Source organism: Mycolicibacterium gilvum (genome assembly GCF_900454025.1).
GTDB classification, from domain to species: Bacteria; Actinomycetota; Actinomycetes; order Mycobacteriales; family Mycobacteriaceae; genus Mycobacterium; species Mycobacterium gilvum.
Genome location: NZ_UGQM01000001.1, coordinates 607,717 through 622,359, shown reverse-complemented (window position 1 = coordinate 622,359; position 14,643 = coordinate 607,717). Strand labels below are relative to the sequence as shown.

General features: G+C 68.3%; 16 protein-coding genes. 4 read left to right on the top strand and 12 right to left on the bottom strand.

Annotated elements, in window-relative coordinates:
* The first annotated feature begins 6 nt into the window (after positions 1 to 6).
* A complete protein-coding gene (locus tag DYE23_RS02900; protein ID WP_147292257.1) occupies positions 7 to 1,818 on the top strand; it encodes a cellulose biosynthesis cyclic di-GMP-binding regulatory protein BcsB in 1,812 nt (603 codons plus the stop codon).
* On the top strand, positions 1,808 to 3,478 hold the full coding sequence (locus DYE23_RS02895; RefSeq protein WP_115326442.1) for a glycosyltransferase family protein: 1,671 nt from the start codon (positions 1,808 to 1,810) through the stop codon (positions 3,476 to 3,478). The genes DYE23_RS02900 and DYE23_RS02895 overlap by 11 nt, the downstream gene beginning before the upstream one ends.
* Positions 3,479 to 3,483: 5 nt before the next feature.
* On the opposite strand, the gene DYE23_RS02890 is transcribed toward DYE23_RS02895, so the two are convergent.
* A complete protein-coding gene (locus tag DYE23_RS02890; RefSeq protein ID WP_115326441.1) occupies positions 3,484 to 4,455 on the bottom strand; it encodes an endonuclease/exonuclease/phosphatase family protein in 972 nt (323 codons plus the stop codon).
* Positions 4,456 to 4,472: 17 nt separating this feature from the next.
* Entirely contained in the window at positions 4,473 to 5,483 is a 1,011-nt protein-coding gene (fgd, locus tag DYE23_RS02885) for a glucose-6-phosphate dehydrogenase (coenzyme-F420) (protein WP_011891213.1), read from the bottom strand.
* A gap of 23 nt (positions 5,484 to 5,506) precedes the next feature.
* Between fgd and DYE23_RS02880 the strand changes: the two genes are divergently transcribed.
* Positions 5,507 to 6,250: an MBL fold metallo-hydrolase gene (locus DYE23_RS02880; protein ID WP_115326440.1), complete on the top strand. Its 744-nt coding sequence runs from the start codon at positions 5,507 to 5,509 to the stop codon at positions 6,248 to 6,250.
* Here the strand turns inward: DYE23_RS02880 and DYE23_RS02875 are convergent.
* The 4 genes from DYE23_RS02875 to DYE23_RS02860 are packed head-to-tail and all read right to left on the bottom strand — an operon-like array spanning position 6,232 to position 9,487.
* Entirely contained in the window at positions 6,232 to 6,522 is a 291-nt protein-coding gene (locus DYE23_RS02875) for a hypothetical protein (RefSeq protein ID WP_011891215.1), read from the bottom strand. The two genes, DYE23_RS02880 and DYE23_RS02875, sit on opposite strands and share 19 nt — an antisense overlap.
* A 10-nt stretch (positions 6,523 to 6,532) precedes the next feature.
* The gene (locus DYE23_RS02870) at positions 6,533 to 7,444 is read right to left on the bottom strand and encodes an LLM class flavin-dependent oxidoreductase (protein ID WP_115326439.1); all 912 of its coding nucleotides are present in this window, start codon (positions 7,442 to 7,444) and stop codon (positions 6,533 to 6,535) included.
* Positions 7,434 to 8,558: an LLM class flavin-dependent oxidoreductase gene (locus DYE23_RS02865; RefSeq protein ID WP_011891217.1), complete on the bottom strand. Its 1,125-nt coding sequence runs from the start codon at positions 8,556 to 8,558 to the stop codon at positions 7,434 to 7,436. Before DYE23_RS02865 ends, DYE23_RS02870 begins: the two co-directional genes overlap by 11 nt.
* Positions 8,555 to 9,487, bottom strand: coding sequence for an LLM class flavin-dependent oxidoreductase (locus tag DYE23_RS02860; protein ID WP_013470542.1), 933 nt, complete (start codon positions 9,485 to 9,487; stop codon positions 8,555 to 8,557). The genes DYE23_RS02865 and DYE23_RS02860 overlap by 4 nt, the downstream gene beginning before the upstream one ends.
* A 124-nt stretch (positions 9,488 to 9,611) precedes the next feature.
* Here DYE23_RS02860 and DYE23_RS02855 point away from each other — a divergent pair, with 124 nt between their 5' ends.
* Positions 9,612 to 10,472: an SDR family oxidoreductase gene (locus DYE23_RS02855; RefSeq protein WP_011891219.1), complete on the top strand. Its 861-nt coding sequence runs from the start codon at positions 9,612 to 9,614 to the stop codon at positions 10,470 to 10,472.
* Here the strand turns inward: DYE23_RS02855 and DYE23_RS02850 are convergent.
* The 6 genes from DYE23_RS02850 to DYE23_RS02825 are packed head-to-tail and all read right to left on the bottom strand — an operon-like array spanning position 10,469 to position 14,610.
* Positions 10,469 to 10,873 (bottom strand): hypothetical protein, encoded by a 405-nt coding sequence (locus DYE23_RS02850; protein ID WP_115326438.1) that lies wholly within the window; start codon positions 10,871 to 10,873, stop codon positions 10,469 to 10,471. The genes DYE23_RS02855 and DYE23_RS02850 overlap by 4 nt on opposite strands.
* A complete protein-coding gene (locus DYE23_RS02845; RefSeq protein WP_115326437.1) occupies positions 10,874 to 12,097 on the bottom strand; it encodes an O-succinylhomoserine sulfhydrylase in 1,224 nt (407 codons plus the stop codon).
* Positions 12,094 to 12,507 carry a rhodanese-like domain-containing protein gene (locus DYE23_RS02840; protein WP_011891222.1) on the bottom strand — a complete coding sequence of 138 codons (414 nt, stop codon included), beginning with the start codon at positions 12,505 to 12,507 and terminating at the stop codon, positions 12,094 to 12,096. The genes DYE23_RS02845 and DYE23_RS02840 overlap by 4 nt, the downstream gene beginning before the upstream one ends.
* Positions 12,508 to 12,526: 19 nt before the next feature.
* Positions 12,527 to 12,985, bottom strand: a complete 459-nt coding sequence (locus tag DYE23_RS02835; protein WP_115328846.1) for an Rv0361 family membrane protein — start codon at positions 12,983 to 12,985, stop codon at positions 12,527 to 12,529.
* A 4-nt stretch (positions 12,986 to 12,989) separates the two neighbouring features.
* Positions 12,990 to 14,123 carry an ATP-grasp domain-containing protein gene (locus DYE23_RS02830; RefSeq protein ID WP_115326436.1) on the bottom strand — a complete coding sequence of 378 codons (1,134 nt, stop codon included), beginning with the start codon at positions 14,121 to 14,123 and terminating at the stop codon, positions 12,990 to 12,992.
* Positions 14,116 to 14,610, bottom strand: a complete 495-nt coding sequence (locus DYE23_RS02825) for a MarR family winged helix-turn-helix transcriptional regulator (protein ID WP_013470539.1) — start codon at positions 14,608 to 14,610, stop codon at positions 14,116 to 14,118. Before DYE23_RS02825 ends, DYE23_RS02830 begins: the two co-directional genes overlap by 8 nt.
* Positions 14,611 to 14,643 lie beyond the last annotated feature (33 nt).

The following is a 14,643-nucleotide window of genomic DNA, read 5'->3' as shown; positions in this document are numbered from 1 at the left end:
ACTGATGTGGGCTGGACTCAGCTGGGCCTCTCCAATCAACTGGAACTGGTCGGGGTGGAACGGACGGCGGATGTCCAGTTTCCGGTTCCGCCGGGCGTCACGGCCACCCGGCTGACCGGCCGAATCGGGTCCGTCATCGACACCCCCGGACGTGTCGACATTCTCGACCGCGAAGGCACATTCCTCGGAAGCATCCCGATACCGCCGGGAATCGACTCTGTCCCGTTCGCGGTGGACATCTCTCGGTCGAAGGTCGTCGACAATGTCACGAGGGTGCGCTTTGCGCTCCGCGGTCGCGGCGACGATCGCACGGACAGCTGCACCAGCATGCCGGCAGTGACGTTGACCGAACTGCGGACGACGTACTCCGGGGAGGCGGAACTGCCCCGCACGGTCGCCGATTTCCTGCCCGGCTATCTCGAGCGCATCACCGTTGCTCTCGGACCGGACCCCGGCCCGGACGAACAACAGGCCGCGCTCACCCTCGTCGCCCAATTGACCCGTCTCTACCGACCCATACCCGTACGTATCGCGATAACCACCGACATCAATCTCGGTACGGCCCGAGCGGGGGTGGCTCAGCGAACGATCGTCGTACGCCGCGGCGATACCGCGGGAATCTCGGTCGACAGGGCCGGAACGCCTGAAGCATCCCTCGTCATCACCGGTACCGGTGATGAGCTGGAACGGCAGGTGAGCATCTTCGCCGACCGCCGATTCGAATTGGCCCAGACACCCGATGCTTCCGTGGACTCGACATCCGCCGAAGTTCAAACAGCCTCCTACACAGCGACATTCGGTCAACTGGGGATGGCTGCGGAGTCTTCGGTGTTGGGCATGTCGATGCTGTACCTGGGATTCGATGCGACCTCGTTCGCCGTGGGGTCCATCGACAACGCGCGGATCCGATTGATGGCCAACCACACTCCGGTCGTCTCGGGCGATGCCTCGGTGCTCGTTCGGTCCGGCGGCGCGGTGGTGGCTTCACACCGCCTCGACGAATCTGGGCTCCTCGACCTCTCTTTCGACGTCCCACGAGAGGCCGTGTCCTCGAGTACCGGCTTTTCTCTTGAGCTCCGCTACAACCCGCAGCAAGCTTGCGCGCCACTCACCGACAGGATCACATTCGTCGTTGATCCCAGGTCGACGGTGAGCGTCGATCCCGGAAACGCGAATCGCGGCGGGTTCCCGGTGCTACCGATGGCATTCTCGCCGGACTTCGACGTCTCCGTCGACCGTCCCGAGAACCTCCGCTTCGCCTCGCAGGCAATCAATCTGATGGGTCAGCAGACGACCACCACACTCCGTCCGCGGCTCATTGGCCTCACGGAGGCTTCCCAGCGAGGTACCGGGTGGTTGATGGTCGGCCCCAGCGAGGATCTCGCCACTGCCGGTGTCGCTCCTCCGATGCTCTCCACCGGCACCAATGTCAACGTCGAGGGCGTCCCGGTCACCGACATCGACATCAAAGGCCCGCTCGGTGTCGTCCAGGCGTTCACACACAACGATCGAGTGGTGCTGGCCCTCGACGCCGGCGACGATCCGGAATTGCTCGATGAGAGTTTGGAATACGTGTGGCGCCTCGAGAACCGCTGGGCGACGTTGACCGGTGACACGATCGCCACCGGTTCCGCCGGGACGACGGTGAACCTGGCGTTGGTCGCCGGAGGTCCGATCCTGCCGCAACCGGACTTCGCCGATGGCTGGAAATGGTGGATATGGCTGACCGTGTCTGTCGGCGCCGTGGCGGCGATCGCCGTCTGCTGGATCGTCATTTGCCGGCTGTGGCGCCGACGAGGTCGGACCGGTGGCAGTTGATCCCGTCGGGAGAAGCCCGTCCACCGAAAGGTGGTATGCCGGCGCACTGTTCGTCTCACTGACCGCGTTCTACATTGCCGTCAGCGCGGTGCTTTCGGTCAGATACAACCTCTTCGACGGCGACGGACCGAGTCGCGTCGCGCATGCAGGCTTCGCTCTGATGAGCCGCCACCCGCATCTGTCGGCGATCGGTTTCGTCTGGAACCCCTTGCCCAGCTTGCTCGAACTCCCCTTGCTGCCGCTTCACCGGATATGGCCGGAGCTCAAGACCTACGGCCTGGCGGGCGGACTCCAGAGCGCACCGTTCATGGCGGGCGCCGCTCTGGTCGTCCGCCGGATCGCCATCGACAGGGGCGTCCCGAGCGCGTGGCGGATTGTGGCAGTAGGGGTTTTCGCTCTTCATCCCATGGTGGTCACGTACGGCGGGTCCGGTCTGAGTGAAGCCGCCGCTCTGTTCTTCGTCCTGCTGTGCGTGCGATATCTCCTGTTGTGGCTTGACACCCGAAGCGTGCAGCAATTGGCTGTCGCCGGCATCGCACTGGGCTTGGGCTACCTGGCACGCTACGAGGTGATCGTGGCGGCTGCCGGCGCGGCATTGTTCGTCGGTGTCATCACCGCAACGACACGCGCTACCCGCGCACGGTTCTCGTCGACGATTCTCAACGTGATCGTGCTGGTTTTTCCGTTGATGGTTTCCTTCGTGACGTGGGCGCTGGCCAGCTGGATCATGACCGGTCAGATGTTCCCGACGCTCACATCCCAGTACGGCAACGCGAGCCAGGTGACGACAGCGCTGACCCGGAACAGCCTCAGTGAGGACCAGGACTGGATCACCCAAGCCGTCCGCTTGACCGCCATGCAGCCGTTCGCGGGGATTGCCGTCGCGGTCGGGGTTGCGATGGCGATCTACCGGCGCCGTGCCGACATCGCGGTTCCGCTCCTCACACTCGGGGGGATCCTGGCGTTCTCCATCTGGGGCGCATACACCGAGACGACGTTCGGGTGGTTTCGCTATTACATGCCGGCCGTGCCGATGGTGATCGTGGTCGCGTTGATCTGGCTCACGCCGGGCATGTCACCCCGCGACAAGATCACCGCACGCGCACTGCCTCAACGGTTGGGTGGCGCAACGCTCGCGTTGTCGCTCGTGGTCGGGCTCCCTGTGACGGCGGTGTCGATGCTGAACAAAGACATCGGAAATCACCAACTGCAGTTCGGGCTGAAGTCGCTGGTCCTCCCCGACGAGTATCCGGCGGACGAGCAGTGGTATCGACGGGTCGGCGTGGACGACCGGATCCTCGCCCGATACCTGGACAGACGGCAACTGCCGGATGGGGCGATCCTGATGGACACGTTCATGAACTGGGGGATCTGGCTCGCCTCGGACAGACCCCGACAGTTCATCATCGACACCGATTACGACTACACCGCAACATTGAACAGACCCTGGGATTTCGGGGTGCAGTACATCCTGGTCACCAACCCGGCCTACAACGCAGCCCCGGACACAGTGCAGATGCGATATCCCACACTGTGGTTCGACGGCGCGGGGATCGGCACCCTGGTCCACTCGGCGCAGGGTGCCTTCGGCCAGGAGCAATGGCGGCTGTACCGGATCAGCAAACCTGACCTGCCTGACCCCGTCCGTACTCCCCGCTGACCCCTTCAGCTCGCGGTCATGTCCACCGGCACCCGGAGCGTGGCGAGCAGCCCCCGGTGGTCCGCGCCCGGCACCACCACGGTCCGTGCGGTCGCCGCCGCACAGTTCTTGATCAGGATGTGGTCGATGCCGATCAGGGGCAGACCGATGCCACCTGCCGGATAGCTGCGGGCCAGGCCGGCACCGGACTCGTTGCCCGCATCGGAGTACCCCCCGTCGAGCAACCGCCGGAACGGCGCCATCTCGTAGGTCGCGTTGAAATCGCCCGCCACGATCACCGCACCCGCGCCGGCGGCGACGCCCATCTCGCGCAGCGTGTCGGGAAACGTGGCGTAGTCGGACTTCCAGTCCTCGATGGGCATCGGCCACGGCGCGGCCAGGTGCACCGACAGCACCGTCGCGTCGACGCGGACACCCGGTACCCGGATCCTCGTGCCCACCATCGGCAGCGCATAGCCGTCGATCCGTCCGGAATGGACGATGGGGTGTCTGCTCCAGATGCCGATACCCGTCGCCCCGGGCGCGGGAACGATCACCCGGTGCGGGAACACGGTGTCCATACCGGCCGCCGACAAGCCGTCAGCGGCCTCCTGTGTCAACTCCTGCACCGCGACCACATCCGCACCGGCGCCGGCCAGCGCGACCAACTGCCTCGGATCCGCTTCTCCCATACCGAGATTGGAGGTCAGCACCCGCACGTCGACGGCGTCGGTCTGCTCGCTCGGCCCCGGTAGGTAGCGAGGAACATAGACCCACATCAGCGCAACCGTCAGCGCCACGGCGAGCAGAGCGAGCACCCAGCGCCGCGCGACCACGAACAACAGCATCGCCGCGAGCGCCGCCACCGACAGGTAGGGCGCCGCCGCGGCCAGGATCAACGTAGGATGCCCTGCGATCGGCAGATAGCGGGCGGCGAACCCCGTCACCGCGACGGCCAGGGCACCGAGGCCCAGCAGCGTCGCGAGAATCCGGATCATCTCGCGGACTGCGGATGTCAGCCGAGCTTGCGCAGCCTCGGCTCCAGATCCCGCTGGAACAGCTCCAGGAACCGGCGCTGATCGTGCCCGGGCGCGTGGAACACGAGGTGGTTCAGTCCGTAGTCGACGTAGTCGGCGACCTTCGCGACGGCCTCGTCGGGATCGGATGCCACGATCCAGCGCTTGGCGACCTGCTCGATCGGCAGCTCGTCGGCGGCCTTCTCCATCTCCATCGGATCGTCGATGGAGTGCTTCTGCTCGGCGGTCAACGACAGCGGCGCCCAGAACCGGGTGTTCTCCAGCGCGAGTTCCGGATCGGTGTCGTAGGAGATCTTGATCTCGATCATCCGGTCGACGTCGTCGGGGTTCTTGCCCGCGGCCTCAGCGCCTTCGCGCATCGCCGGGATGAGCTTCTCCTTGTAGAGCTCCTCGCCCTTGCCCGAGGTGCAGATGAATCCGTCGCCGGCGCGCCCTGCGTACTTGGCGACCTGCGGTCCACCCGCGGCGATGTAGATCGGGATCCCGCCCTCGGGGACGTCGTAGATCGACGCGCCCTTGGTCTTGTAGTACTCGCCCTCGAAATCGACACGGTCACCGAGCCACAGCTCACGCATCAGCCGGACCGACTCGCGCAGCCGCGCGTAACGCTCCTTGAACTCGGGCCACTCACCCTCGTATCCGGTGGCGATCTCGTTGAGGGCCTCGCCGGTGCCCACACCGAGGAAGATCCGGTCCGGGTACAGGCAGCCCATCGTCGCGAACGCCTGGGCGATGACGGCCGGGTTGTAGCGGAACGTCGGCGTCAGCACCGAGGTGCCCAGCTGCAGCCGCGTGGTGCGCTCGCCGACGGCGGTCATCCATGCCAGCGAGAACGGGGCGTGGCCACCCTCGTGCCGCCAGGGCTGGAAGTGGTCGCTGACGGTGGCGCTGTCCATGCCGTGCTCTTCGGCGGCGACAGCGAGTTCGACGAGTTCACGAGGCGCGAACTGCTCCGCCGACGCCTTGTAGCCCAATTTCAGTTCAGCCATACGTTAGTTTCTACACTCGCCCCATGGCACCCGTCGTCACGGCCGTGACCGATCGCGTCCACTTCGTCCGGACCGAGCTCGTCAACTGGACGCTCGTGCGCGATGACGACGGCGTGATCTTGATCGACGCGGGCTTCCCCGGCCACCGTGACGAGGTGCTGACGTCACTGCACGGCCTCGGCTTCGGCGTGGGTGATGTCCGCGCAATCCTGTTGACCCACGCGCACATCGACCACTTCGGCACCGCGATCTGGTTCGCGGCCACCCACGGCACCCCGGTCTACTGCCACGCCGACGAGGTCGCGCACTCCCGTCGGGACCATCTGGAACAGGCGTCCCCGCTCGACATCGCCAAACATGCCTGGCAGCCGACGTGGCTGAAGTGGTCGGTGTCGATCATCGGCAAGGGAGCGCTGACCCATGCCGGCATCGCGTCCACCGCGCCGTTGACCGACCACATCGCCGCGGCGCTACCCGGCTCGCCGGTGTGCATTCCGACGCCCGGGCACACCGGCGGGCACTGCTCCTACGTCGTGGACGGGGTTCTGGTCAGCGGCGACGCGCTGATCACCGGTCACCCGGTCGCGTCACGGCGCGGGCCTCAGCTGCTGCCGTCGGTCTTCAACCACGACGAGGACGCCTGCCGGCGCAGCCTCACCACGCTGGGCGCACTGGATACGGAGGTGATCCTGCCGGGCCACGGCCCGCTGTGGCGGGGTCCGGTGCGCGACGCCGCCGCGCAGGCGGCTCAGGCGAGCGTGCGGTAGAGCAGCAGGAAGATCGCTGTCAGCACCAGACCGCAGGCGACGACGATCGACGGCATCAGGATCATCGCGTCGAGTTCGTCGTCGTCGAGCACGTCGTCGTCGAAACGGCCGAACAGCACGCGGGCGATGCCCGTGCGGCGGAAGGTGTGGACGACCATGCGTACCGCTCTGCTGTCGCGCCGCGCGCCGATCACCAGCCGTGAGACGCCACCGAAGACGAAGGTCACCGCCGCAGCGGCCAGCAACAGCCAGCCCACGGTCGCCTGCGACACATCGCCAAGCCTATAGGGCCGGCTGCGCCAGGTGGTCCCGCAGCGTGTGACCGCAGTAGCCGGTGCGCAGACTCCCCCGCTCCTGCAGCAGCGGCACCACGTCGTCGACGAACTCGTCGAGGCCGTGCGGCGTCGGGTCGGGCACGAGGAGGAACCCGTCGCAGGCGCCCGACTGGACGTGGAGGTCCATCTCGTCGGCGACCTTCGCGGGGCTCCCGGGGGAGAGTTTTGTCAGCGCGAACACCGTGACGCTGTCCGGATTACGGCCGGCCGCAGCCACCTTCGTCCTGACGTCGGCGACGTACCGCTGCCGCGCCTCCAGTCCGGCGTGCGGGGTGATCACCGCGTCGGCGTGCGCGGCCGCGAATGCGGTGCCGTCCTCGGAGTCACCGTCCTGAACCAGCACCGGGTGGCGCTGCGGTGAACGCGGCAACGTCGCGAAACCCCGGACATCGAAGTGCGGACCGCGGTGTTCGACGGCCCTGATCCGGTCGGGGTCGACGTAGCGGCCGGCGTCGTGGTCGGCGAGCACGGCGTCCTCAGCCCAGCTGTCCCAGAACAACCGGGCGACGGCGAGGAACTCCCAGGCGCGACGGACATCGGCCCCTGCGCGGTGCCACCCCGCCCGGCCGTCGGACAGATGGTCGAGCGTCGCGATTCTGCGCGCCACCTCGAAGGGCTCGGTGGCACCGGTGTCGACGGTGCCGACGAGCCCGACCCGGTCGGTGACGGCGGCCAGGGCCGCGAGCATCGTCAGGGCGTCGGACCGCTGTTCGCGCAGCCGCGCGCCGTCGTCGACGAGGACGAAGTCGAACTGGCCGCGTTCGGCGGTGCGGGCGAGGTGGACGAGCGAGTCGCACGAGTCGAACGAGGCAGGGAGGCGCGCACCCAGGTGAATGTGCTTGCGCCGCTCAGCCTTCACCGGTGATACCCCAGCGTTCGGCGAGCAGACGGTGTGAGCGCAGGCGGTCTTCGTGACCGTGCGTGACCGAGGTGATCACGAGTTCGTCAGCGTCCGCGACCCGCCGCAGCGCCTCCAGCCGGTGCGCCACCTCGTCGGGATCACCGACGAATTGTGTTGCGGTGCGGTCTTTCACCGTCGCCGCCTGCTCGTCGGGCAGCGGCGCGACCCTGTCCGGGTCGGGGTAGGGTACGGCGCCGTCGCCGGTGCGGATCGCGTGCACCCAGTGGCCGTAGCTGGACGCCAAATGCCGGGCCGTCGCGGTGTCCTCGGCGACGACGACGTCCGCCGAGACCACCACGTACGGTTCGGTCAGCGTGGCCGAGGGACGGAAGTGCGCACGGTAGACGTCGACCGCATCGAGCGCCGTCGCGGGCGTGAGGTGGTAGCTCGCGACGAACGGCAGGCCACGCGCGCCGGCGACGCGCGCGCTCTCGCCTTTGCTGCTGCCGAACACCCAGGGCGTCAGCGCGGAACCCTCGCCCGGAACGACGTGCGCGGCGAACCCGTCGATCTCATAGCGTCCCGCGATCAGCGCGAGGATGTCGTCGACCTGGTCGGCGAACTCCGGTGACACCGCACCCGGTTGCTGCAGCACCGACATGCGGGCCTTCAGCCGCGGGTTGCGCATCAGGGTGGAGAGGTCGAACGGGGACGGGATGACGACACCGTCGATCTCCCGCCACGGCGGCACCGGTCTGGGTGTCCGCTTCTGCCCGTCGGGGCGCGGCGGGCGGGCGCGTCGGCCCGATCGCCCGATGCCGAGGTCGATGCGGCCGGGGTGGAACGCGTCGAGCATGCCGAACGTCTCGACGACCGCCACCGCGGTGGTCTGACCGAGCTGGACTGCCGCAGCGCCGACGCGGATGGTCCGGGTCGCGGCGGCGATCTGCCCGATCAGCACCGCCGGCGCGGTGCTCGCGACCGCGACGAAATGGTGCTCGGCCACCCAGAACCGCCTGTAGCCCCAGCGTTCGGCGTGCCGGGCGAGGTCGACGGTGTTGCGCAGCGCGGTGGCCGCATCGGAACCGTCGCAGATCGGTGCGAGATCCAGAACGGACAGCGGAACGTTCATGACTCGATCCCCAGCCGGCCGCGCAGCGTCTCCCCGGGGCGGTAGGTGCTGCGAAACCCTGTGCGGCACTGCAGCAATGGGATCACCTCGTCGGCGATGACGGGCAGATCGACGGCGTTGACGGCGGGCCGCAGCCGGACGCCGTGCACACCGTGGCGGTGCCATCCGGCGATCGTGTCGGCGAGTTCGTCCGCGGTACCGGAGAACACCCGCGCGTCCGAGCGTTCGTCCACCACCCCGGTGAACGTGACGTAGAGGTCGGCGTACACCCGGAGTTCGTGCCCGCCGGCCTCCCGCACCTCGGCGAGGATGGTCGACAGCGACTCGTCGTCGCGGGGCGTGACGAACACGAGATCCGCACTGTCCGCGGCGAACTCGTAGACGGTGGGGGTGTGGGCGAGCGCGGTCACCACCGGCCGGCCTCCCCCACCCTCCCAGCGCGTCCGAACGATCTCGACCACGCCGCGAGCGTGGGCGAACAGGTCTCCGAGGTCGTCGGGGTCACGACGGCCGAACAGCTGCGCCTCATGACGCGAGGCGCTGATCCTGACCTGCCAGCCGGCGCGCCCCTGCGAGAGGTGATCAAGTGTGGCAAGGGATTCGGACAGGGCGGCCGGCTCGGTGTGCGTGGTGGTCGCGACCGGGATCAGACCGATGTGGCGTGTCAGCGGCGCGACCCGCGCCGCCACCAGCACCGCGTCGGGCCGCCCGGCAAGCCAGCGCGGGTCGATCTCGGGGCGCCTGCGGCGTTGCGGGGCCAGTGCGTCGTCGAACGTCACGAAATCCAGCAGTCCGCGCTCGGCGGTGGCGACCAGCTCCGCCCAGTATCCGCCGCTGGTGACCGGAGGGGCGCCGGCGCTGTGCCGCCACGCCTGCGGGTGCCAGCCGTACCCCTCCAGCGCCACGGCGACGTGCGGTGCGCCGCTCACCGCAGCTCACCCCTCACCGGACCGGACATCACCTACATGTCTAGCGCAGGACCGCAATGCCCGTTCTGCGGGCCGACCGAACGCCTCTTCCCACAGAAACTTGACACGTGTAAAGTTTCGCCGCATGGACAACATCCGAGGCAAGACCATCGCCATCACCGGTGCCGCCCGAGGTATCGGCTACGCCACCGCGGAGGCGCTGCTCGCCCACGGCGCGCGGGTCGTGATCGGCGACCGCGACGTAGCGCTGCAGGAGTCCTCGGTCGCCAAGCTGACCAACCTCGGACCGGTGTCGGGCTATCCCCTCGACGTGACCGACCAGGAGTCGTTCGCGACGTTCCTCGACAAGGCCCGCACCGACGGTGGCGGGCACATCGACGTCCTGATCAACAACGCCGGCGTGATGCCCGTCGGCCCCTTCCTCGACGAGACCGAACAGTCCATCCGGTCGTCGCTGGAGGTCAACGTCTACGGGGTGCTCACCGGCTGCCGGCTCGCACTGCCGGACATGGTCAAGCGCCGCAGCGGGCACATCATCAACATCGCGTCGCTGTCGGGCGTCATACCGCTGCCCGGTCAGGTCGTCTACGTCGGCGCCAAGTACGCGGTCGTCGGGCTCACCACCGCGCTCGCCGACGAGATGGCGCCGCACGGGGTGAACGTCTCGGTGATCATGCCGCCGTTCACCAACACCGAACTGATCGCGGGCACCAAGTCCGGCGGGGCGATCAAACCCGTCGAACCCGAAGACATCGCCGCGGCCATCGTCAAGACGTTGAACAAGCCGAAGACCCACGTGTCGGTGCCGCCGCCGCTGCGGTTCACCGCCCAGGCCGCGCAGATGCTGCCGCCCAAGGGCCGGCGTGCGATGAACAAGGCGCTCGGCCTGGACACGGTGTTCCTCGATGTCGACACCGACAAGCGCAAGGGCTACGAGGAGCGCGCCCGCGCCGCCCGGGGCGTCGTCGAGGGATCGCAGGGTTAGTCGAAGACCGGGGCCGGGTCGCCGAGCCGGAACGCCTCGATCATGTCGATGTGCTCGAAGAGCTCATCGAGGTTGAACTGGTAGTCGGCCGCGGTTCCGACGAAGACGACGTGCGCCGTCTCACCGCCGTCGTCGGGGCTCAGCAGGATCACGGTTGCGTCAGCGCGCTCCGCGTCGTGGTCGACGTCGCCGGCCGAGTCGGGCCAGACCCAGAACACACCCGAGCCCTCGTCGGCCTCTTCGCCGAACACCCAACCGCGCTCGGTCAGGCGGGCATCGAATTCCTCGAGCTGCGAGGCGATCTCGAGTTCGTCGAGCACCCCGGCCGGTAGCCAGGTCTGGTCGCGGACCGTCCGGCGTTTCCTGCGGCGCGCCTTCTTCGCCTCCGATGCGCGCGACAACTACCCGAGTGCCCTGTCGAGGTCGGCGATCAGGTCCTCGGTGCCCTCGAGTCCGACCGATATCCGGACGACGCCGTCACCGAGGCCGATCGCGGCGCGTCCCTCCGGGCCCATCGCCCGGTGAGTCGTGGTGGCGGGGTGGGTGATCAACGATTTCGCGTCACCGAGGTTGTTGGAGATGTCGACGATCTGCAGCTTGTCGAGCACCTCGAAGGCGCGCTCCTTCGTCGCACCCGCGAGCTCGAACGTGACCACCGTGCCGCCACCCGTCATCTGCCTCTTGGCCAGGTCGTACTGCGGATGCGACTCCAGGAACGGGTACTTCACCCAGCTCACCGCCGAGTGGCCTTCGAGGAACTCGGCGATGCGGTGCGCCGACGAATTCTGGTGCTGCACACGGAGAGCCATCGTCTCCAGGCCCTTGAGCAGGGTCCACGCGTTGAACGGGCTCAGCGCAGGACCGGTGTGGCGCATCAACTTCTGCACCGGGCCGTCGATGTACTCCTTGTCGCCCAGGATCGCCCCGCCGAGCACCCGGCCCTGCCCGTCGATGTGCTTGGTGCCCGAATACACCACGACGTCGGCGCCCAGCGGCATCCCCTGCTGCAGGATCGGAGTGGCGAAGACGTTGTCCAACACCACTTTTGCCCCGGCCGCATGAGCGAGGTCGCACACCGCGGCGATGTCGACCAGCGACTGCATCGGGTTCGACGGGGTCTCGAAGAACACCGCCTGGGTGGGCACAGACAGTGCCTCCTCCCACTGGGCGAGGTCCTCACCGTCGACGAACACCGTCTCCACGCCCCAGCGCGGCAGGATCTCGTTACACACCACGAAGCAGGAGCCGAACAGACTGCGCGCCGCGACGAGTCGGTCCCCGGCCCCGAGCAGCGCACCCAGGGACGTGAACACCGCCGACATGCCGCTGGCGGTGCCGAAGCATGCGGGAGCGCCTTCGAGCAACCGCAGCCGCTCCTCGAACATCGAGATCGTCGGGTTGCCGTAGCGCGAGTAGACGTAGCGGTCGATCTCGCCGGTGAACGCCTTCTCCGCCTCGGCCGCCGATTCGTAGACGTACCCGGACGTCAGGTAGATCGCCTCCGCGGTCTCCTCGAACCCCGACCGCAGCAGTCCGCCCCGCACACCGATGGTGGCCTGACCGACGCCGTCGGGCAACGGCGTCGGTATCCGGACCGACGGAACGGAATCGGGTTCGGAGCTCACGACTGCCTCCACGGCAGTCCGACCGCCTTCCAGCCGGTGACACCGCGGTGCCCGTTGTCGTCGGGGTTGCCCTCGAACCCGTCCAGAACGTTGTACGACGGACCGATACCCGCCTCGGTGGCCGCCTCGGCCGCGCCGATGGAGCGGTTGCCCGAGCGACACAGGAACACGACGGGCCGTTCGCCGGGCGTGACGCCGGCAGCCTGCAGGTCGTCGACGAAGCCGGCGTTGCGGGTGCCGTCGGTGCGGTTCCACTCGATGTAGACGACATCTCGGTCGAGGCCGGACAGGTCGGGCACCCCGACGAACCGCCACTCGGCGTCGGTGCGGACGTCGACGAGCACCGCATCGGGGTTCTCGTTCAGCAGCTTCCAGGCCTGCTCAGGCGTGATGTCTCCGGCGTAGCTCACGCCCGTGAGTGTCCCACAGCTAGCTGGGACCGGTCGAACACACCTTCCACGTCCCGTCCTCGCGCACGAAGGACATCTCGACGGTCTGTTTGGCCTCGCGATCGCCGTCGAAGTAGTAGGTCACGTCCGCGGTCGCGCGGTCGCCCTCGATGTCGACACCCTCGACCCGGTCGACATACCGGTCCCCACGCTCGGCCACCGAATCCTGGTGCTCGGACAGCACTTTCGACTCGTCGCCGTGCTGCGCGGGACAGGTGAACGCCTGGTAATCGGGGTAGCTCCCCCGCTGCAACGCGTCGTTCTGACCGGATGCCGCCCGCGCGATCTGCTGCGCGTCGGTGAGCTCCTCGCCGGAGAACACGTTGATCAGCCAGATTCCGATCACGACGGCGACAATGATCGTCAGCGCCCCCAGGAACGGCGCGATCGCGGAACCGCTCGACGAGTCGTCGGAGGCATTCCCCTGTGGTTCGGACATCACGTCACACCGACCTGCGCAGCGCCGAGGCCACCCGCCGCGCCCGGTCCCGGGCCACGATCGGGTCCGGGGCGGTGGCCAGGGACACCCGTACCGGCGGTTCGGACCGCAGCACGCGGACGTCGCTCTCGGCGACCGCGAGGGCCTCGCCGAGCACCAGACGGGCATCGGCGTCCGCGGAACAGGTCACCTCGGCGGCGCCCGGCGAGATCATGATCGTGTCCACGGGCAGACCGAGGACGGCGCGTGCGTGCAGCTCGAACTGCGACAGCCGTTGGGACCGCAGCGTGACAAGCCCGCTGTCCTGCAGGCGCGGGCGCACATCGGAGAAGTAGACCTCGTCCCCACGCACGAGCAGCTCCACCGCGAAGACACCGCGGCCGCCCAGCGAGTTGACGATCCGCGCGGCGATCGACTTCGCGGAGTCCAGCGCCACCGGCGAAAGCTGTTGCGGCTGCCATGATTCCAGGGATCCTTCGGGCGACTGGTGATGCCCGATCGGTTCGCAGAAGGACACCGTGGGCCCGGCCGGGCCGGCGGTGCGCACCGTCAACAACGTCACCTCGACGTCGACCTCGACCACCGATTCGGCGATGACCCGCCGGCGGGTCGGCGCGCCGGCGGCCACCGCACGCTGCCACGCGGGTTCGACGTCCTCGGGCCGCAGCAACACCGATTCACCCTCGCCCGGCGCGCCGGACACCGGCTTGACGACCAGCGGGAAGCCCGCGTGCTGCCCGATCGCGGTCAGCTCCTCGACCGTGCCGGCGAACCAGAACGGCGCGGTCGGCAGACCGAGCTCATCTGCGGCGAGCCTGCGCAGCGCCTCCCCGTCGAGCGCGAACCGGATGCTGCGCAGCGTCGGGAAGACCTCGACGTCGTCGCGATCGGCGATCGCGTGCAACGCCCCCGTCGTCGCCACGTTCGTCGCCTCGGCAGTATCCAGGTCGGCCACCACGTAGCGCGCCGCGTTCTGTTCGATCAGGGCCGTGAGCGTCTGGGCGTCGGCCGCGGCGTCGGCCGTCACGACCTGCGCACCCAGATGCTCGAACGCAGGGGCGAGCTCGCGGGTGCGCTCACCGGCACCCAGCAGCAGCACCACTGTCCGGCCTTCGTGCGCTGTCTCCATCTCAGTCATCGGTTTTCAGCCTGCCAGATCCGAGTTCCGCACCGAACGAGACCATCGCGGCGGTCAGCGCCGCGAACACCCGGTGGGCCGCCAACAGATCCTCGTCGGGCAGGTCTGCCAGGGCGGCGTGGGTGTGCGCGCTGAGCGGGCTGAAGAAGTCGCGCGCGACGGCCATCCCGTGGTCGGCGACCCGGAGCATGACCTTGCGACGGTCCGTCGGGTCGGTGTCGCGCAGCACGTGCCCGGATTCGATCATGCGCTCCACCAGGTAGGTGATGGCCGCGCCCGAGGTGCCCATCCGCGCCCTGAGCTCGCCGGCTGTGAGCGGCGCGCCGTCATCCTCGGCGACCGTGACGTGCAGCAGCGCCCGGAAGTCCGACGCCGTCAACCCGTGCAGGGCCGCGAAACTCTGTCCGATCCCATCCGATGCCGCGCTCAGCGCCCGCACATCGGCGGCGATGAGCGCCTCGACCTGGGCGCGATCTCCGTTCTGCACGTGACCACCCTAACCGAAGTTTCAGTTGATTAA